Source organism: Clostridium sp. 19966, assembly GCF_032335695.1.
In the GTDB taxonomy this organism is placed as follows: domain Bacteria; phylum Bacillota; class Clostridia; order Clostridiales; family Clostridiaceae; genus JACTOJ01.
In genome coordinates this window covers 81,592-98,602 of record NZ_JACTOJ010000001.1, presented here as the reverse complement: position 1 = coordinate 98,602, position 17,011 = coordinate 81,592, and the positions used below count along the sequence as shown (strand labels likewise).

Annotated in this window: 13 protein-coding genes; 8 read left to right on the top strand and 5 right to left on the bottom strand. The window is 32.5% G+C overall.

Features of this window, described 5'->3' with window-relative positions; translation table 11 throughout:
* The first annotated feature begins 62 nt into the window (after positions 1–62).
* From IAI10_RS00390 to IAI10_RS00375, 4 genes are all read left to right on the top strand, one after another.
* Positions 63–1,325 (top strand): ammonium transporter, encoded by a 1,263-nt coding sequence (locus IAI10_RS00390; protein ID WP_315671322.1) that lies wholly within the window; start codon positions 63–65, stop codon positions 1,323–1,325.
* Between the two features lie 122 nt (positions 1,326–1,447).
* A complete protein-coding gene (locus IAI10_RS00385; protein ID WP_315671321.1) occupies positions 1,448–1,690 on the top strand; it encodes an SHOCT domain-containing protein in 243 nt (80 codons plus the stop codon).
* Positions 1,691–1,748: 58 nt separating this feature from the next.
* A complete protein-coding gene (locus IAI10_RS00380) occupies positions 1,749–2,465 on the top strand; it encodes a response regulator transcription factor (protein ID WP_315671320.1) in 717 nt (238 codons plus the stop codon).
* A complete protein-coding gene (locus tag IAI10_RS00375) occupies positions 2,462–3,871 on the top strand; it encodes an ATP-binding protein (RefSeq protein ID WP_315671319.1) in 1,410 nt (469 codons plus the stop codon). Before IAI10_RS00380 ends, IAI10_RS00375 begins: the two co-directional genes overlap by 4 nt.
* A gap of 38 nt (positions 3,872–3,909) precedes the next feature.
* Here the strand turns inward: IAI10_RS00375 and IAI10_RS00370 are convergent, their stop codons facing one another.
* Positions 3,910–5,634 carry a cellulase family glycosylhydrolase gene (locus IAI10_RS00370; protein WP_315671318.1) on the bottom strand — a complete coding sequence of 575 codons (1,725 nt, stop codon included), beginning with the start codon at positions 5,632–5,634 and terminating at the stop codon, positions 3,910–3,912.
* A 193-nt stretch (positions 5,635–5,827) separates the two neighbouring features.
* Positions 5,828–7,231: a hypothetical protein gene (locus IAI10_RS00365; protein ID WP_315671317.1), complete on the bottom strand. Its 1,404-nt coding sequence runs from the start codon at positions 7,229–7,231 to the stop codon at positions 5,828–5,830.
* A gap of 120 nt (positions 7,232–7,351) precedes the next feature.
* On the opposite strand from IAI10_RS00365, the gene IAI10_RS00360 reads away from it, so the two are divergent.
* Both IAI10_RS00360 and IAI10_RS00355 read left to right on the top strand, forming a co-directional pair.
* Positions 7,352–8,242 (top strand): LysR family transcriptional regulator, encoded by an 891-nt coding sequence (locus IAI10_RS00360; RefSeq protein WP_315671316.1) that lies wholly within the window; start codon positions 7,352–7,354, stop codon positions 8,240–8,242.
* Between the two features lie 74 nt (positions 8,243–8,316).
* Positions 8,317–8,700 (top strand): DUF2500 domain-containing protein, encoded by a 384-nt coding sequence (locus tag IAI10_RS00355; protein WP_315671315.1) that lies wholly within the window; start codon positions 8,317–8,319, stop codon positions 8,698–8,700.
* A 97-nt stretch (positions 8,701–8,797) separates the two neighbouring features.
* Here IAI10_RS00355 and IAI10_RS00350 read toward each other — a convergent pair whose 3' ends face one another.
* Positions 8,798–9,361: a helix-turn-helix domain-containing protein gene (locus IAI10_RS00350; RefSeq protein ID WP_315671314.1), complete on the bottom strand. Its 564-nt coding sequence runs from the start codon at positions 9,359–9,361 to the stop codon at positions 8,798–8,800.
* Positions 9,362–9,620: 259 nt separating this feature from the next.
* On the opposite strand from IAI10_RS00350, the gene IAI10_RS00345 reads away from it, so the two are divergent.
* Positions 9,621–15,173, top strand: a complete 5,553-nt coding sequence (locus IAI10_RS00345) for a S8 family serine peptidase (protein ID WP_315671313.1) — start codon at positions 9,621–9,623, stop codon at positions 15,171–15,173.
* Between the two features lie 57 nt (positions 15,174–15,230).
* On the opposite strand, the gene IAI10_RS00340 is transcribed toward IAI10_RS00345, so the two are convergent.
* Both IAI10_RS00340 and IAI10_RS00335 read right to left on the bottom strand, forming a co-directional pair.
* On the bottom strand, positions 15,231–15,569 hold the full coding sequence (locus IAI10_RS00340; RefSeq protein ID WP_315671312.1) for a hypothetical protein: 339 nt from the start codon (positions 15,567–15,569) through the stop codon (positions 15,231–15,233).
* Positions 15,570–15,668: 99 nt separating this feature from the next.
* On the bottom strand, positions 15,669–16,409 hold the full coding sequence (locus tag IAI10_RS00335; RefSeq protein WP_315671311.1) for a hypothetical protein: 741 nt from the start codon (positions 16,407–16,409) through the stop codon (positions 15,669–15,671).
* Between the two features lie 392 nt (positions 16,410–16,801).
* On the opposite strand from IAI10_RS00335, the gene IAI10_RS00330 reads away from it, so the two are divergent.
* Entirely contained in the window at positions 16,802–17,008 is a 207-nt protein-coding gene (locus IAI10_RS00330; protein WP_315671310.1) for an alpha/beta-type small acid-soluble spore protein, read from the top strand.
* Positions 17,009–17,011 lie beyond the last annotated feature (3 nt).

Sequence of the window (17,011 nt, the reverse complement as noted above, 5' to 3'; positions counted from 1 at the left end):
TTTTTATTCAGAAGTACTAAAGGGATTTATAATATTTAATTATTAAAATTGGGGGTTGAAAAATGAAATCATTAAACATAGGAGATTCAAGTTTTGTTTTTACATGTACTGTTTTAGTTATGCTTATGACACCTGGCCTAGCTTTATTTTATAGCGGAATGGTTAGACGTAAAAATGCATTAAGCACCACAATGCACAGTTATGTTACTATGGGGATTGTATCCATTCAATGGATATTGATAGGTTATACTTTAGCTTTTGGAGCAGATCACGGCGGATTAATCGGAGGATTCAACTTTTTCGGATTAAATGGAGTTGGCATAAATCCTAATGCGGATTACGCTGGAACTATACCTCAATCATTGTTCATGATGTTTCAGATGATGTTTGCTTTAATAACTCCTGCTCTTATATCTGGAGCCTATGCAGAAAGATTCAGATTCCCTGCATTCTTACTTTTCACTCTTTTATGGACAACTTTCGTGTATGATCCAGTAGCTCACTGGGTTTGGGGTGCTGGCGGCTGGCTTCACAATTTAGGAGCTCTTGACTTTGCAGGCGGTGATGTTGTTCATATAAGCTCTGGTGTATCAGGCTTAGTAATAGCCATAGTGCTCGGAAAGAGAAAATCGTTAAAGTCTGTTAGACCTCACAGCTTGCCATTAACAATATTAGGTGTTGGCTTACTATGGTTTGGATGGTATGGTTTTAATGCTGGAAGTGCATTAGCCTTCAATGATGTAGCAATGAATGCTTTTGTTACAACAAATACAGCTGCAGCTGCAGCAGGATTATCCTGGATGTTCTCAGAATGGATAATAAACAAGAAACCTACAGCTCTTGGCTTCGGAAGCGGTATAGTTGCAGGACTAGTTGCAATTACTCCAGCAGCAGGCTTTGTTACTCCAATGTCAGCAATACTAATTGGATTACTTGGCGGAATAATATGTTTCTTTGCCGTTAATTTCTTAAAAAGCAAATTTGGTTATGATGATGCTTTAGATGCTTTTGGATGCCATGGTATAGGCGGAACTTGGGGAGGTATAGCAACTGGACTATTTGCAACCAAATCTGTTAACTCAGCTGGTGCAAATGGATTATTCTACGGGAATGCTCATCAGCTTTTAGTTCAGATAATTGGTATCGTAGCTACTTATGCTTATGCTATAGTAATCACATTAGTAATACTTTTCGTAATCAAGCTATTTACTAAGTTAAGAGCAAGTGAGGATGAAGAAGAAGCAGGATTAGATTCATCACAACATGGTGAAAGCGCTTATTCTCAGCTCACTTTAGATGGCGGAGACTCCGAGCTCGGTGCATAATACTATATCAATTGCAAAAGAAGTGTTGGAACGTACATCCAACACTTCTTTTTATTTCTCCATAATTCCTCCACAATTTCTATATACAATTATCACATAATAAAAAACAAGGAGTGATTTATATGTTCTGTGGTGGATATGGAAGGCTAGCTTCCTTTGGATTAGGCGGTGGTTTCATGGCATCTGCGATGATATTTAGGCTATTAATTATTGCTGCATTAATAGTTTTTGCTTTAAAATTCTTAGGTAAATATATAAACAAATCTGACTCTACCTTAGGGGTACTTAATGAAAAATTTGCTAAAGGTGAAATAAGCGAAGAAGAATATTTAAGAAGAAAATCTGTTCTTTCACAAAAAAACTAGAGATTTTTCTCTAGTTTTTTTGTTATTATAGTTATACTATAATTTGGAGGTGGATACTTTGAGTAGTCAATTTAAAATCCTTGTAGTAGATGATGAAGTAAATATTATTAATGTAGTTAAAGCTTATCTTCAAAAGGAAGGCTTTCAGGTTATAACTGCCAATAATGGTGAATCTGCACTTAATATATTTAATCGGGAAGATGTTCATTTGCTGATATTAGATTTAATGCTTCCTAAAATATCTGGGGAAGCTATTTGTACTAAAATAAGAGAGACTTCTAACATACCTATAATTATGCTTACTGCAAAATCTGATGAAGAAAATAAGATACAAGGAATATCAATGGGTGCAGATGATTATTTGACAAAACCCTTCAGTGTAAGAGAACTTGTGGTTAGAGTTAAAGCACTACTGAGACGATGTTATAACAATGTGGTTCCTGAAAAGAATACTATAACCTTTAATAATGGCGATTTAGAAATAAATATGAAAGAGATGATTGTGAAAAGAAAAGGCAAATCTGTAACCCTTACCCCTAATGAATTTAAAGTATTTACCGTTCTCATCTCTAATCCTAATCAAATTTTATCGAGAGAACAGCTTGTATATAAAGCTTTTGGAGTAGAATATGATGGCTTTGACAGAACAATTGACTCCTATATAAAAAATATACGCCGCAAAATAGATAGTGATAATAGTGAATTTAAATATATAGTTACTGTTTATAGTATGGGGTATAAATTCTCCTATTCTCCCTCAGAGGTGCTAATATGAAAATAACATTAATGAAAAAACTATCCATAGTTATAGTTTGTGCTATTTTAATAGCTATAGTTATAACTAGTATACTTTCAAATTTTGCAGTAAATCGTAATTTTAAAAAATATCTTATAGATGAACAAAGCACTAAAATTAATAATGTATTAACTATGATTAACCAGCTATATAACTCACAAAGCGATATAGCTAAAATAAATACTGATGAAATACAAAGATATGCAGAACTTCAGGAATTATATATAGAAATTAGAAATTCTGATAATAAAATTCTATATTCCTCTGGTGACTCATACTTGAAGCATCAATCTATGATGGGAAATATGATGGGAAATACTATGAATAATTTTTCCGGAATGAATATATCGGATTACACTGAAAATAAATATTCTTTAATTATTGCCAATAAGTCTTCCGGAACTATAATTATAGGCTATTATGGTTCTTCCTTCTTATCTTCAAATTCATTGACATTTTTGGCTGCACTAAATCATGCTTTCGTTTTATCAGCAGCAATAGCAGCTATATTTGGATTTATCATAAGCATCATTATATCAAAGCAAATTTCTAAACCTCTTGTAAAAGTAACAAAAACCTCCAATGAAATTAGTTCTGGAAATCTTTCTGCTAGATCCAGCATTAGGTCAAATACAAAGGAAATAATGGCTCTCTCTGATTCAATAAATCATTTAGGAGAAACCTTGCAAGATCAAGACATGCTCAGAAAAAAGCTATCTTCCGATATGGCTCATGAGCTGCGAACCCCATTAACCACATTAAAAACTCATGTAGAAGCCTTTATGGACGGAGTATGGGAACCTACAAATGAAAGATTTCAGATTTTTTACGATGAAATAGATAGACTTACAAAAATGATAAATAATCTTTACTCATTGTCAAAATTAGAGCAAGCAGGCAGTAACTTAAATAAAAGTAAATTCAATATTTCAGAAGAATTGGAAAAAATTATTGATACCTTTGAACCTTTATATATGAAAGAAAATTATACCATTGTTAGCAAAATCGCTCCTAATATATCTATATTCATGGACAAAGATCATTTTAAGCAAATCATGAATAACCTGCTATCTAATTCTTTTAAGTACTTAAATCCTAATGGTTACGCAGAAATATCCCTACTGGAAGAAAATAAAAATATAGTCATTAAAGTACGTGACAACGGGATAGGTATACCCAAAAATGATCTGCCCTTCATATTTGAACGCTTTTATAGAAGTGATTTGTCAAGAAGCAAGGATACGGGAGGCTCCGGCATAGGTCTTACTCTGGTAAAAGCTTTTGTAGAAGCTAACGGCGGTAAAATATATGCAAGCAGTGAATTAGGAAAGTATACTAAATTTAAAATAGAATTCTATCAAAACCATATGCTTACCAGAAATTAATTACGCCAGTAAATACACTGGCGTAATTAATTTTATATCTAATTTTCCAAAGTTCCTGTTACAGAAGTTCCATTTTTTATTATATTATACTGCAATACCTCTCCGCTTTGGAAATGAAGCTTTAATAGGATCGTTCCATCCTTTGTTTCAGCAAAGAATTTATCTGTCATAGTAACCTGATTTAAATCATAATTAACCTTAAAAGCATAATTATATTCCTTATAGGTAGTCCAATTCTGTGGTCCCGCACCGCTTCCATCTGTATACATAGCCTCCAATGTAGACAATCTGGAACCATTAAAGCTTACTGGAATATTAAAGCCGCTGGTAGTTCCATCAGCTGAAGCTAAAGTTGGAGTCTTATAATGATTTATATATACGGTCCAATCGGCTCCATGAGAAAATCTTATAGTTAAAGTAGCATTTACTCCATAAGAATTTGTAATTAAACTATTTATATAACTTCCTTTAAAGGTTACGGTTCCATTGCTGTAAGTATAATCCCTGCCTAATTTTAGTTTTTTATCTCCATTGTGTATTGATTTCAGCTTATTTCCATTCAAAATAATAGCAGTAGAAATATCTTGTGCTTTGCTTGCATCTGTCACATATATTCTATCAGAGCTAGAATAGGAGTTTCTTCCTTTCCAAGATGACCTTATGGTGTCATATAAGGATTGATCGTACCAAGTTAAATTACTCCTATTAAGAATATTTCCGTTATCCCAAAGCATTAAAGTAATTTTCTTTGCTTTAGCATAATAATTTATATAATCAAAATATTTTAGCATTTCTCCATGCTCTAAAGTATCCTCAGATTTATCAAAGCCTAGCAACCCATATTCACCGCATATTACACCTATTCCATTAGCAGTAAAATGATTATACATTCTGTCAAAGGCTCCATCAAGTGCTGATGTTACTGTACTGTCCATAGTAGTGGAACCTGCTATATTAGTACTGAAGGGCCAGTATCCATAGTAATGGAAGGTTGCAATTATATTTTTATCCTTAAGTGAGGTTATAGTATTATATAGAGATTCGCATCTATCATCGCTGTCATTAGTATTTAAAGTAGGTAAAACAAGCATTCTGGCAGCATTCTTACCTCCTGAATTTCTTACAATATTATAAAAAGCACTGTTTACCTGTTCAAGAATTTTTATTTGGTTAGAAGTATCTCCTGTATAAAATTGTGGCTCATTCAAAGATTCAAAGCACACTTTATTAGAATAATTTTTGAAATAATCAGCAAGCTGAGTCCATATTGCTTTATATTTTTCTAGAGATGCCCCGTTATCTGAAGGTGAGCCTATTGCTGATGCCCAGCTCCAGGAATCATGGTGCAAGTTTATCATTACATATAAGCCATCATCTAATGCCCATTTTACCACTTCCGCATAACGGGCTAAAAAAGCAGGATCAATAGTGTATGTTGGTGCCACACCTGTACGCATTACACTTGTAAAAGGAATACGTATACTTTTAAAGCCCTGGCTTTTTATTTTATCGATAAGGCTCTTAGTTACCACAGGGTTTCCCCAGGAAGTTTCGCCCTTGTCTCCATTTGTATCAAAGGAATCAAAGCTGTTACCTAAATTCCATCCAGGCTGCATGTCCTCTGCATACTGTTGAGATGCAGTAATCTTCGATGATTCTTTTGTTTTAGCTTCTGTCTTCAATCCCACCATTGACAAAGAACAAGTAGAAAAAACTAGCATACTTACTACTGCAGACATCACTATTTTTTTTAGTTTTTTCATTAATTTATCTCCCCTTCTTTTTATATAATTTAACAAGGTCCTTCATCGCTTTTGCAAACCTTTACAGCAAAAGTTAATTTATCTAGCCCTGCTACCGAAATATTATATAATAAGAATATTAGGAAATATATTGGTATAATTAGCTGTAAATTTTTATAATTTTTAGTGATTTATTATGCTGTCTATGTTTATTTTATATAGAAATTAGAAAGGAGTATTTATCACCTTCTCCTAATTCTGAACTTTCAGTACCATTAAGCATTAATATAACCTTTATAAAAGTTATAATTTGCTCATACATAAGCTCAAAATTAAATTTTTCTATTTCGCCGCTTTTACTTACTACACACAAATAATTAGGCCCAGGAACTAGCGCTATATCTGGAATTCCTGCATCAAATAAAGGCTGCCCCTCTCCAAAATGTATCTTATTATGTGGTCTGAGACATATACTTCTAACATTTTTTCTGCCTTCTAAAGCTTTTAAATATATTTCATTTACTATTGAATTGCCAGTGTAGCAAAGTTCAAAATCTACATCATTTAATTTAGTATATTTTCCATCAGCAATTCCCCATTCACTGCAGCCTAAATGCTCTAAAGTTACTCCAGCAACAGCTTTTATATGTCCTTCAATACCATCCCAAAGCTCTCTATGATCTTCTAACCATCTTTTAGTAGCTTGACCTTTTCCTTGTATTATTGATGGTATACGAAAGTGTCCTGTTGCAAAAACAAATATAATAGACTTCTTTAACTTCATAGTTTTCAGAACCTTTATCATTTCAATAAGGGCTAAAGCTCCATTTTCTTCAACACAATTTGTACCATCAGTATGAGTATTAACTATTATTGCTTCTTTTCTGTTTTCTCCTTCCAAAATAGTATAAAAGGTTTCTGTGGACGCATTTTTCTCCAGCTCCGCTTCTAATATTAAATCAGCCAATTTATGATTTTCGGCGGCTTTTTCAATTTTTTTGCCTTCAGTATGGTTAATCCAAAGAGCTGGAAGGTCTTTATAATCCTCTGTAAAAGGCAAATAATTTCCTTCTACCATTTCATCTTCTTCTCCACTCCAAATGCATATCACTGCCTTTACTCCCAACCTCTTTGCTTCGCTTAACTTCGGTGAATTTATAAAACTTGTTAATACTGCACCTCCATAATTTTTAGGAAGCTTAATTCCCTCTGGAACAGCTGCCCTTTTATTAAACACTATAGAATGAGGAATTCTTCTGCTTTTTATCTTTACTACAGCAATCTTCCCATTGGCTTTTTTAAAGCCTCTCCTATTATTTTTAACTAATATAAGCTCTCCTTTTATTCCTGACTGAGAAGTATATCCTGAATAAGGAAAAGCAGAAGCTATCTTTATTTCTTCAGTATCATCAATTATAATAGAGCTCCGTTTCTCTTCCCATCTGTCAAATCTGTAAGTATCCTCAAAGGTTTTTAATCCCAAGGCCTCTACCTGCATTTTTAAATGAGAAATAAAAGCTTTATGAGCTTTATTTCCTGTGAGTCTCGCACCAAGAGAATTCATGAATTGCATATTCTTTAATACTTCATCCTTATCAACTAGTTTCTCAAAATCCATTTTCCTTACCTCTCAAATAATTTGTTTATATCTTAATTATATCCTTTATATATAATAACTAAAAATATATAATAAATCATATATATATTACATTAAAATCATAAAAGGGGATAAAAATTTATGGAGCTTCAGCAATTATTATATTTTGAAACTGTTGCAAAATTAGAGCATATGACAAAGGCTGCTGAAAAATTACACATCACTCAGCCCGCCTTAAGCAGAGCAATATCACGTCTGGAAGGTGATATGGGTACAAAATTATTCGATAGAATTGGAAGGCAAATCAAATTAAATGAATACGGTCTTATATTATTAGAACATCTTAAGCGCTCCTTTAAGGAATTAGAGGAAGCTGAAAGAAAAATAAAAGACTTATCACAAAAAGAAAAATCCACAGTAAGCATCTCTACCTCCAGCACTAGCTTGATGCCTTACATCCTGGCTGAATTTAAAAAATCTAACCCAGATGTAATAGTAAAGCTTACTCAAAATTCAATAGAAGAAGTATATGATAATCTTATAGATGGAAAATTTGACTTTTGTCTTACCAGCACTTTTTTTTCAGATGAAAATATACTGTTGGAGCCTATATTAGAAGAAGAAATATTAGTTTTAGTTCCAAATACCAGTAAATATTTAAATAAAGCATTCTTCAGCCTAGAAGAGTTAAAATCTGAAAATCTTATAGTAATGAATTCTGAATATGAATCTAGAAAAATGATAGATGAATTTTTAAATTATCATGATATGTTATCCAATATAGCTTTTGAAGTCAACGACACTTTGACTCTTGGTGAAATGATTAGTTTGGGACTTGGAATATCTTTTATTCCTCAGTTAACCTGGAAAAGATTAAATGTGCTTTTTGGAAAAAATATACTAGCAATATCTATAAAAGATATTAATTATAAGAGAACTTTATTTATAGGCAGATTAAAAAATCGCTATTTATCAAACGCCTCTAAAGAATTTTATGATTTTACCAAAGAACAGTTTACAGCCTTATTATAGCCCTGAGAAATAGATTGAATTTTAAAATTATTCATATTACAATTAATGTATATAGTACCATATGGAGGTGAAATATGAACTCGGATATAATGTTTTCAATAGTTCCTAGCATTATACTTATAGGTTTTGTAATTGTAATATTCTTCTTTCTATTCACTATTGTTAAATCCATCGGTGAATGGAAATATAATAATAAGCAGCCTGTCTTGACTGTAGATGCAAATTTAGTTGCTAAAAGGACTAATACTTCTACTACTTCTCACACAAATCAAGATGGGATAAGCAGCCATGAAACTACTTCCACAACTTACTATATTACCTTTCAAGTAGAAAGCGGCAGCAGAATAGAATTTAGAGTAAGAGGAAATGAGTTTGGGATGCTAGCTGAAGGTGATAGAGGCAAATTGACATTTCAAGGAACCAGATATCTTTCCTTTCAGCGAGATTATGATGCTTAATCCAATTTTATCCCTCTGTTTTAAATCAGTGTTGATTTTTGACACTGATTTAAAACGGAGCTTTGGTTTATAACGCTGCATTTCACAATTTATGATATTATTTTGTTCTTATAAAAGACATAAAAAAGCTATACGCATTTGTTTCTTTCCTATCTTCTTTACTTCTATTTTTTGCTTTATCTACAAGCTTTAGCAGTTCTTTTGCCTCTTCTTCTGTAAAATAAAGTTCTGAAAGCATACAGGTATACTTATATTTTTCATTATTAACCTCGCTCTCACATTTTTCATATTCAGAAATAAATTTATCCTTAGCATTATTAAATACTTTTTCCAAGGTTTTTGATATTTCGCTTGTCATTAGCTTTCTTGAATTATCATCAAGATACGGATTTTCAACAGTAATTATTTCAGCAGCTGGCTCATAATATTTAGCTATGATCCCATTTATATTTTTTGTATAAGCTAATACTAAAATTCCTGCTTTCTCCATTTTCTTTATATGATAGTGAATTTTCGCAGGTACCTCCCCTAATATATCTGCTATTTCCTTGCAGGTAGCAGGTCCTCCGAATCTAGAGAATTCAACAAATATTTTTAATCTATAAGGATCATTATATGCCCTTATCTCATCAATAGTAGTCAATATTTTTCTTTTTTCCATATATACCTCTTTTATTATACTTCTTCCCGAATCGTCAGTCTAAAAATATTATAACATAACTTTACCATATATAAATCTTCTCCATTATTTATCAATTTTAAAAAAATTAACTCAAATAGTATAAAAAATATAAATTTTTCTTTTTATTTATTTTAACTATTGCAAAAATTCAAAAGTTACATTAAAATATTTCTAACGTTAAAATAATTTTAACATAAAATTTATTTTAACGCTACTAATATTTTATTGGAGGGGGAAAATGAAAAAGAAATTTTCACACAAATTACTGTCCAAATTTGCATCCAGCTTTTTAGCTTTATCCTTGCTTTTTACCTTGCTACCTGAAAAAGCAATGGCTTCAAGCTTAAGCGATGAGGAACTAAAAACTAAACTTATACAGGCCATGATGAACCAGCAAAGTAACTATAAGTTAAACTCTTATGCTGTAAATAAATATGGCAAGGCTCTTGATGAAAACAAATCAGCTAAGGACTCTGACGAAAATAAGCTTACACGAGTTATAATTCAATTTAATCAAGCACCTGCTGTAAGCAAAATTAATTCTAAGGATTCTAAAACTTTAAAAAGCTCTTCATCTCAAAATATAGAGCAAGCTGTAAAAAAGCAACAAGGTGATATAATCGACAAAATACAATCAATAACAAAGACTAAAGTAATTAGATCTTTTGGATATTTAATTAATGGAATCTCCATTCAAGTAAAAAAATCTGATATTCCAAAATTAAGTGTTTTAGATGGAGTAAAATCTGTCACAGAAGTACAATCCTTCACTCCATCTATGGAATCATCTAATGAAATTACTCAAGCTTACAATGTATGGAAAGACTATGGATATAAAGGTAATGGAATGGTTGTATCCGTAATTGATACAGGAATTGATTATACTCATAAGGATTTGCAGAACATAGACAAATCAAATTTAAAGCTTACTGAAAAAACTGTGGAAGAAAAAATAAATTCATTTAATCACGGAAAATATTTTACAGACAAAGTTCCGTACGGATATAACTATGCAGATAATAATACTAACGTAGTAGATACCACTGGTGTAATGCACGGTATGCACGTAGCTGGTATAATAGCCGCTAATGGAGATGAAGCAGCTGCCAGCCTTGGAAATGCCATAAGAGGGGTAGCTCCTGAAGCCCAGCTGCTTGACATGAAAGTTTTCAGCAATAATTCACAATTAAGCAGTAGTGCTTTCACAGATGACATAATTGCAGCTATAGAAGATTCAGTTAAATTAGGTGCAGATGTTATTAATATGAGCTTAGGCTCAAATGCTGGAGTCACTGATTCTAACGATCCAGAACAAGCTGCTATAAAAAATGCCACTGATTCTGGAGTGTTATGTGTAGTTTCAGCAGGTAACAGTCAAACAAGTACTACAACAAGTTCTTGGAGTCAGCCATTAAATAAGCTTGGCTTAAAGGATACAAGCACCGTAGGAAATCCAGCAGTGGCTGATGATGCTTTATCCGTAGCTTCCTATGAAAATAGCAATATTACCTTTGATGGACTTAAAATCACCTCTGCTGATGGAACCGTAAAAACCACTGCCTACCAAGCAGCTTCTGGTGTAACTGATATATCTCAATTATCTTCATCTAAGGAAGTTGTATACTGTGGCCTTGGTACAGATGAAGATTTTAAGAAATATCCTTTTGGTGGACTTAATGGTAAGATAGCCTTAGTAAAACGAGGTGATATAACTTTCTTTGAAAAAGTAATCAATGCTTTTTGGGCTGGACCAGATGCAGTAATAATTTTTAATAATGAAGCTGGTTGGGATGCTCCAATGGCAATGGATATACAGAATCTTGTGAGTTCTTCTGTTATAAGCATTGGATACAGAGATGGAATTTCAATAATGGATTCCATAAATAAAGGTAATAAAACCTTCAGTTTTGAACCAACTGGTAAAAAGTTTCATATAGTTAATCCAGATGCTGGAGATATGTCTCAATATTCTTCTTGGGGACCTACTTCAAGTCTTGACTTTAAACCTGAAATAACTGCTCCTGGAGGAGATATATATTCTCTAGCAAACAATAATGGTTACCAAACTATGAGCGGTACTTCCATGGCAGCACCTAATGTTTCAGGATCTGAAGCTCTCATATTACAAGGTATTAAAGATAAAAATCTTGCTTCAAGAGATAAGATAGCCTTTATTAAAAATACCGCCATGAACACCTCTAAGACAGTTTATGACAAATATAATAACAAAGTTCCTATTTCTCCTAGAAGACAAGGTGCAGGCCTTATTCAGATTGAAGATGCAATTAAAAATAATGTAATAGCTACATATAGTGATGGAAAAGCTGCAGCTTCCTTAAAAGAAATAGGTGACAATACATCCTTCAAAATAAACTTAAAGAATTACTCCAATAAAGATCTTACTTTCTCTTTAGCTAATGGAGGAATTCTTACAGAAGTAACCAGCAATGATTTGGTACAAGAAACAGCTATCAAGGATTCCGTTATGAGCTTTGATAAAAATAAAGTAACTGTTAAAGCCAATTCCAGTGAAACTGTTACTGTAAACATCAAATTGCCTGCTGATTTTAATAAAAACAACTATGTAGAAGGTTATGTTAAGATTAACAGCACAGATGGCAGCAATCCCAATTTAGTAATGCCTTACATGGGTTTTTACGGCAATTGGGAGCAAGAAGCTATAGTGGATAGTCCCCTATATGATCAAAATTCACTGATGAAGGTTACTTCCCTTTACAATTTCGCTGCAAATGGAAGTATTTATTATTTAGGAGTAACAGGAAGTGATAGTAGCAATACTCCAATAGTAAACAAAGATGATATTGCATTTTCTCCTAATGGAGATGGTAAGTATGACACCGTTGGAGGCATATTATATCTATTAAGAGATGCTAAAAATTTAAAGGTAGATATTGTAGATAAGAAAACCAATAAGGTAATACGACAAGTATATAATAAATATGATTTATCCAAAAACACATTGGAAGAATTCAATAGTGAAAATAGCTCTATTACCGTATTAAACAACGGTTACTGGGATGGTACCATATATAATACTTCCACAGGCAAATATGAAACAGCTCCAGAGGGAGAATATATTTATAGGATAACTTCTTCTGTAAATGGTGACTCCTCAAAAGCTCAGACTTTAGATCTGCCAGTGAAATTAGATGTTACCGCCCCTATAGTTAGAATTAAAAATCTGGTTAAGCATACTGATAGTAAAGGAATTAATTCTTACGAACTTCAATGGGAGGCCAGCGATAATCTTTCTGGTCTAAATACCACCATTGTAAAATATAGCACAAATGGACAAGTTTATTCTATAAATGGCTCAGATATAAAGTTTGAAAACGGACTTTATAAGGCTAATATATACTTCCCTGAAGGTACCAAAAGCGAAATAAAGCTGTCAGTGATGGACTATGCTGGTAATGTCAGCGTTGATACCAAAAAGCTATCCGATAGCAGCATAACTAATGTGAATTTATTCAATCTTTCCGATGGCACCTTCTATAATGAAACTAACTTATCAGATGGTAAATATATTATAAAAGGAAGTATCAGCAGCAATATTGAAAAATTAACTATTAACGGCAAAGATGCAGGAGTTAAAGATAATGTACTATCTTATGCCGCTGACGTAAAAGAGGGAGTAAATAATTTCGATATTATAGGTTATGACTCTGAAGACAATGAAGTATATAATCAGAATATATCAGTTAATTTTGATTTTACTGCTCCACAAATTACAATAACTTCTCCAAGTACAACAGAAGATAATGCCTATGTTACCGATTCTGGCTCCGTTATAATTAAAGGTACTCTTAAAGAAGCTAATTTAAATGAATTTTATGCTGAATATGATAGTCCTTATGTGGATGAAGATGGCAATTTCACCTGTGAAGTAGATGGACTTGAAAGCGGATTGAATAAAGTCCAGTTAATAGCTACAGACTATGCTGGTCATGCATCCATACAATATGTATATGTACGCTACGAAACAGATGATGAACACTTTAACATAAATTTTGATAATCTTACTTCCTATTCAGTAGTATCAAAGTCAGATGTGACTGATGGCACCTATGTTATTAAGGGAAGTGTTAACCACCGACCAGGAGAATTTAAAATCAACGGCTCTGAGGTTGAAATTAAAGATGATTTAACCTTCGAAGCACCTGTTAAAATAAAAGAAGGTTCAAATTCTATTTCAGTTTATGCAGTTGATGATGAGGAAAATGACAGCAAAATTATTTATGACTGGGGCTATAAAATTCTTTACGATGCCACTGCTCCAAAATTATCACTTGATATACCACTGGCAAAAGCTGACGGAAAAATCTATACCAACAAAGATTCAATATTGATTAAAGGTCAGATATCGGATAATTATTATGGATACACTCTTTCAATAGATGGAGATACTGTAATGAATATAGGTTCTGGCGGAGCTAAAGAAAATAATTTAGATAGAAGCTTTGAGAAAAATGTTTCTTTAAAGCCTGGTGAAAATCAAATTTCTGTAAATGCTCTAGATGCTTTTGGAAATTCCACAGATATATTAATACCTGTAGTTTTAGACCAAACTGCACCAATTGTCACAGTATCAGGAGTAGAAAATGGTAAAATATACAATACAGATGTAACACCAAAAGCTACTTCTAATAAAAATTCAGCTATTACCATGCTATTAAATGGTAAAAAATATGATGGTTCACCTATTACAAAGGAAGGTAAATATGTGCTATCTGTAAGTGCAGTAGACTTAGCTGGCAATGAATCCGCACCTGTCATAGATAGTTTTACAATAGATAAAACTGCACCAGAAATCAATGTCACAGGTGCTGAGGATGGCAAAAAATACAGCACTGTAGTTCTTCCTTCTGTAAACGCAAATGAATCTTCAAAGATTTCCATGACCTTAAACGGAAAAGCATATAACGGAACCTATATAGACCAAAAAGGAGATTACAACCTTGTAATAACCGCTGAAGATGCAGCTGGAAATATTTCAACAAAAATAATTAAATTCAGTATTATAGAATTATTAAAGGCTGAAGACTCTAAAATATATGATTCCATAACAGGCTCTGCAGACAAGAATGTTACTGTAACCTTAGGCAGTAGCACTATACTCTCTTCACAACTACTTGAAAGCATAGCTGGTATGGATAAGCAGATCTCCTTTACAGTAGCGGCACCAAAAGGATATATTTCCCCTACTGTTACCTGGAGCTTTAATGCAAAAGACTTCGACAAAACTTTAATAAAGGATATAGATTTATCCCTGAACGCAAGTTCACCTTACGCTGAAGAAATTTTAAAAGCAGATAAAACAGCTCAAATATTATCCTTTAAATATCATGGAGCGTTACCTTCCCCTGCATCAATTAAAGTAAAAGCTGATAAAAATGCAGTAAAGGATAATAAGACATTCTTGTACTACTATAATCCTGATAAAAAAGCTTCTGAGCTTATAAAAGGCTCAAACGCTGATGGTTCTTGGAATGTTGATAAGGATGGTTTTGTTACATTTACAATAGATCACTGCAGTGATTATTTCTTATCTGCTTCAGACTTAACTAATAAACCCACTGCATCAGATACAAACACTAAAACTGGTACTGATTCAAGTACCTCTGTTGTAAATTCAAATACAAGTACTGTTAATTCAAGCAAAACTCAACTACCAAAGACAGGAGTATTCTTAGATGAAAATATACTAGAAGCTGTTGGTTCATTATTCATAGCTTCTGGAGCTGCCTTTGTATGGAAAAAGAAAAAATAATAAAAAAATGCTGCCAAGCAATCGCTTGTGCAGCATTTTTTTATTATACTTATTATACTATTTAATTCTTGTCCCAGAAAATTTATCTACATAATCAGAATACTGGGCATGATGAATAAGCCACTTTCCTTCATGATTAACCATAACTCCAGAAAATCTCATAGGTAAAATGTATAAGCCTTCATTTTCAGCATCAATTAGAAAATCTAGAATCATACAAAGTGTTTCTGCTAATTTTTCTTTAGTTTTCTTTTCTTCAACTGAAAATCTGTAGTTAGCTTGACCTGTTATCCAAGTATATATTTGCTCTTTTGTAACTTTTCTTTTTAAAATTGCTTTAGTGGAGAAATAAGCTATTTCTCCATTAACAGTTATATGAGCACCTTCCACATTCATACAGAAGTCTCCCCAGTATTTCCAATCAGAGTCTACTATACCTCTTATTCCTTCAGGCCCAATACAAAGTTCCTCCGCATCTGTACCGATTACTATCTGCTATTCATCCTGAAAGAATACCTTTTTAAGATACTCATCTACATAAGCTATATCTCGTTTGATATACCCCTCTTGAAAAACCTCCAGCACCTTTCTAACCTTTTCTGTTTCTTCGTTTTCACCTGCTTTAGGCATACTCATGTAGCCTTCATCAAAGCTATCCTCTCTGCAAAAATTTTCTATTTCGTTTCCGTCTAGTGAGAATTGCATTTGGTGAAATTTCCATTGTCCCTTTTCTTTTATAAGAACGGCCGTAAACCTAAATATCCATTTGTATTCTTCTCCCTGTTCTACCTCTGCTAAAGTATTAGCTATAGTGAAGGCTGCTTCCAAAGCATTTTTTCTTGATGTTTCTTCCCTGTTTAAAATTTCTTTTATCTGCGCTTCAGCTGCTTTAAGCTGATCCTCTTCTGAAATAGTGTCACTTGAATTTCCTATAGATATTACCCAAGCTGTATCCTCATTTGCAAATATATAAGCTTTTTCAAAATTAAAATTTAAATTTTTAAAGTGCTTATTTTCTTCCGCCCAATGATTTTTTATGATTTTCTTTGTACCTTCCAAGTTAAAAGCCCATTGATTAATACCGCTGCCAATAACAACTAGTCCAGCTTTATCCGAAAACATTTCATTTACAAATGTGTTTACTCCATCAACAGTTTTACTTTTATAGCCCTGTTGAAATTTTGTAAGTACAGTGTTAACTTCCTCTATTGAATCAATATTTTTATACTTTTCCATACACTTATCTCTCCTTGCAATTTAAAACATAATCTTATTGTAGCAAATAGATTTTTTTCATTCATTACCAAAAATTCTTATAATCATTTTTTACACCTTATAATCCACTTCACAGCTTTCAGCACATTTTCAGCAATATAATCAGCTTCATAATCACTCCAGGTATATCTTAGTGCAAAAAAAAAGCAAAAAATAAAAAACCAGATTTTCTGGTTTTAACTATTAATCAACATTCTTTTAAAACATAACCATTGTATTATGCGCTTGTTATAAAGAATTAAACCTAATATTCTTTATAAGTCTTATAGGTCTTAATAAATTTTTAGTATGTAACAATTAGCAGGTATATACTTATAAAAAAATCTAAAACTAAAGCAGGGGAGGTGATTTAAATGAGCAAAAGGCCTTTAGTTCCAGAAGCTAAAGAAAAACTTAATAAAATAAAAACAGAGTTTGCAAATGAACTGGGATCAGATATTAATGATTCTTCTAAAGGAAGCAACTTATCAAAAATAAATGGAAAAATAGGTGGACCTATTGGTGGAATGATGACAAGAAACGCCGTAGAACAATTCGAAAAGAAGCTTATAGATAAATAGTTT